Below are 2,426 nucleotides of genomic sequence, written 5' to 3'. Positions count from 1 at the left end.
AAATGTCGTAATGCGTGATGATGTCCGCCGCATTGCCGACCGCCTGCCAGTTCTCCAGTTCGAAGGAGATGTGGTGCAGCTTGCCCGGCTCGGGATATTTCACGAAGGCGATGTCATGCGCCTTCATGCCGCAGGTGAGCCAGACCGCCAGCAGGCCGTCGGGCATGTCGACGCGCTCGGTCAGGCGGAAGTCCAGCACCTTGACGAAAAAGTCCGTCACCTCGTCGATATTCGGTCCATAGAACAGGGCATGGTCGAAGCGGCGCGCCGCCATGCCATGCGGCTCCACCGACCAAACATGGGGATTGTGGACATAGGGCTTCGGATCGGACTGGTCCGCATGGGCGTAAAGCTCGATGCGATGGCCGGTCGGAACGGTGAAGCCGATGCGACGGCCAATGCCGGGCTGCTCGCCGGCCGGAACATGATCGACCGCGATTCCGTAAGCGACCACCTTCTTCTCGTAATGATCGAGATCGGCGTCTTCGAGGCATTTGAAGGCCATGACGTCGACGCCCGCGGCGTCGGCGCGGCGCAGCACGATCGAATGATGATCGAATTCGTCCGCCGATTTCAGATAGACGCGGCCGTCGGGGCCCTCCGTCACCTGATGCAGGCCGATGCGCTTGGTATAATATTCGACCGACGCGGGCATATCCAGAACACGGATCTGGACGAAACCCGGACGCAGGATTCCGGAAATAGCCATGACACTTCCTCCTTAAGCTTCTTTTGCGGCCTTCTGGCCCTTGTCTTTGACGGCGACCGCTGGCTCCAGTCGCAGCGAAAGTTCCGACAGCGGATAGATGCAGCAGGAGAGAACCAGCCCCTCCCTTTCATCATCCGCAGAGACATGCGCGCGGCTCATCGTGTCGGCGCGGAATTCGCCCGCCACGACGCGCACCCGGCAGATCCCACAGCCGCCGCGACGGCAGCCGACCGGCAATTTGCACGGCAGATTCTTGAGCTGGCCGAAGCCCTGCGCCCGCTCCAGCGACACCAGCACGCGTTCATGCGCATAGCCCGATGCGTCGCCGCTGCCCTCGACATGAATGGGAAAGCGCTCCTTCGCCATCAGAGCCTCCGGAACACGGGGCTCTTGGGTTTTTCGGCGCAATCCTTCGCCGTGAAAAACCGCTCGGTGAAAATGTGTTTCTCGAACAGGCGGCCCTGCATCAGCGTCGCGATACAGGCCTCGATCATCGGCGGCGGACCGCAGAGATAGGCCGTCGAACCTTCGAAGACTCCGTCGAAGATTTTCTTGGCGACGTCATGCACGAAGCCGCGCGCGCCGCTCCAGCCGCTGTCGTCCGGCTCATGCGAAAGCGCCGGCGCATAGCGGAAGTTGGCGTGGCGTTTCGCAAGCGCCTCGAATTCGTCTCGGCCGTAAAGATCGGCCTGCGTGCGGACGCCGTGAACCAGAGTGATCGGCTCCGCATAGCCCTCGGCCAGCAGGTCGAGGATCATCGAGCGCGGGCTCGAAACGCCGGTGCCGCCGGCGAGAAACAGCAGAGGTCCGCCGCGCGATTTCCGCACGATGAAACGGCCCTGCGGCCCGGTGAATTTGAGCTTGTCGCCCGGCTTCAGTTTTTCATGGATATAGCCTGTCGCCGCGCCACCGGGCACGCGGCGGATCTGTAATTCAACATGGCCGTCATCGGACGGCGGATTGGCGATGGAAAAGGCGCGCGACGCGTCGATCCCCGGCAGGAACAGATTGATATATTGGCCGGCCTGGAAATCGATCGGGCCATCTGTGAGCGCCAGACGCACGCCTTTGACGTCATGGGTGAGATCGTCGAGCGCGACGACTTCGCCCACGAAATCGCGCACCGGAATCTTGCGCGCGTCGGGATCCTCCTCGACATCGGCCTCGATGGCGACATCGCCTTTCAGCGTCGCCGTGCAGGCGAGCACGAATCCGTCGTCGCGCTCGAAATCCATCAGCGCGAAGGGCGAGGCCTCGCCGTGATCGATCTCGCCGTCCAGCACCTGCGTCTTGCAGGTGCCACACAGGCCATGGCCGCAGGCGTGCGGCAGATAGATTCCCGCCCGCAGGCAGGCGTCAAGAATCGTCTGGCCGTCGCCGACCTCGATCTCTTCGCCCAGGGGTTCTATCGTGAGTTGATGGACCGACATGACTCTCTCTCCCGGCGCCGTTCTTCCGCTTGTTCTCGTTCTGCGGAGATCAGCTCGCGGAGCCCTTGTAGCCTTCGAGGCCGGGCGTCCAGAACCGCACCAGCGACTTGTGCTTCAGGCCGTTTTCCTCAAGCGACTTGTCGAGGTCGGGCGTCTTTTTCTCGTCGTCGATCGACCAGATCACCTTCGACCAGTCGATCTTTTCGAAATCCGGATGGGCCGCGTAATGCGGCTTGACGATCGCCTCGATGAAGGCGCCGAAGGGCATGGAGGGCGGCAGCGGAAAG

General features: G+C 62.4%; 4 protein-coding genes. All 4 read right to left on the bottom strand.

Going from position 1 to position 2,426, the window contains the following annotated elements; genetic code table 11:
- Positions 1 to 709, bottom strand: a 709-nt coding sequence (locus tag ACE3S9_RS18540; RefSeq protein WP_374547950.1) for a VOC family protein, incomplete at its 3' end; no start/stop codon positions are given.
- Positions 710 to 721: 12 nt separating this feature from the next.
- On the bottom strand, positions 722 to 1,075 hold the full coding sequence (locus ACE3S9_RS18535; protein ID WP_374547949.1) for a 2Fe-2S iron-sulfur cluster-binding protein: 354 nt from the start codon (positions 1,073 to 1,075) through the stop codon (positions 722 to 724).
- Positions 1,075 to 2,139: an NADH:ubiquinone reductase (Na(+)-transporting) subunit F gene (locus ACE3S9_RS18530; protein ID WP_374547948.1), complete on the bottom strand. Its 1,065-nt coding sequence runs from the start codon at positions 2,137 to 2,139 to the stop codon at positions 1,075 to 1,077. Before ACE3S9_RS18530 ends, ACE3S9_RS18535 begins: the two co-directional genes overlap by 1 nt.
- Before the next feature lie 49 nt (positions 2,140 to 2,188).
- Positions 2,189 to 2,426, bottom strand: a 238-nt coding sequence (locus ACE3S9_RS18525; RefSeq protein ID WP_374547947.1) for a phenol hydroxylase subunit P4, incomplete at its 5' end; no start/stop codon positions are given.

Source organism: Rhodoblastus sp., assembly GCF_041915505.1.
Classification (GTDB): Bacteria; Pseudomonadota; Alphaproteobacteria; order Rhizobiales; family Beijerinckiaceae; genus Rhodoblastus.
This window is presented reverse-complemented; position numbering and strand designations above follow the sequence as displayed.

Coding starts and splice junctions, on each gene's coding strand:
- ACE3S9_RS18530 (WP_374547948.1), bottom strand. CDS start 2,139: ATGTCGGTCCATCAACTCACGATAGAACCCCTGGGCGAAGAGATCGAG.
- ACE3S9_RS18535 (WP_374547949.1), bottom strand. CDS start 1,075: ATGGCGAAGGAGCGCTTTCCCATTCATGTCGAGGGCAGCGGCGACGCA.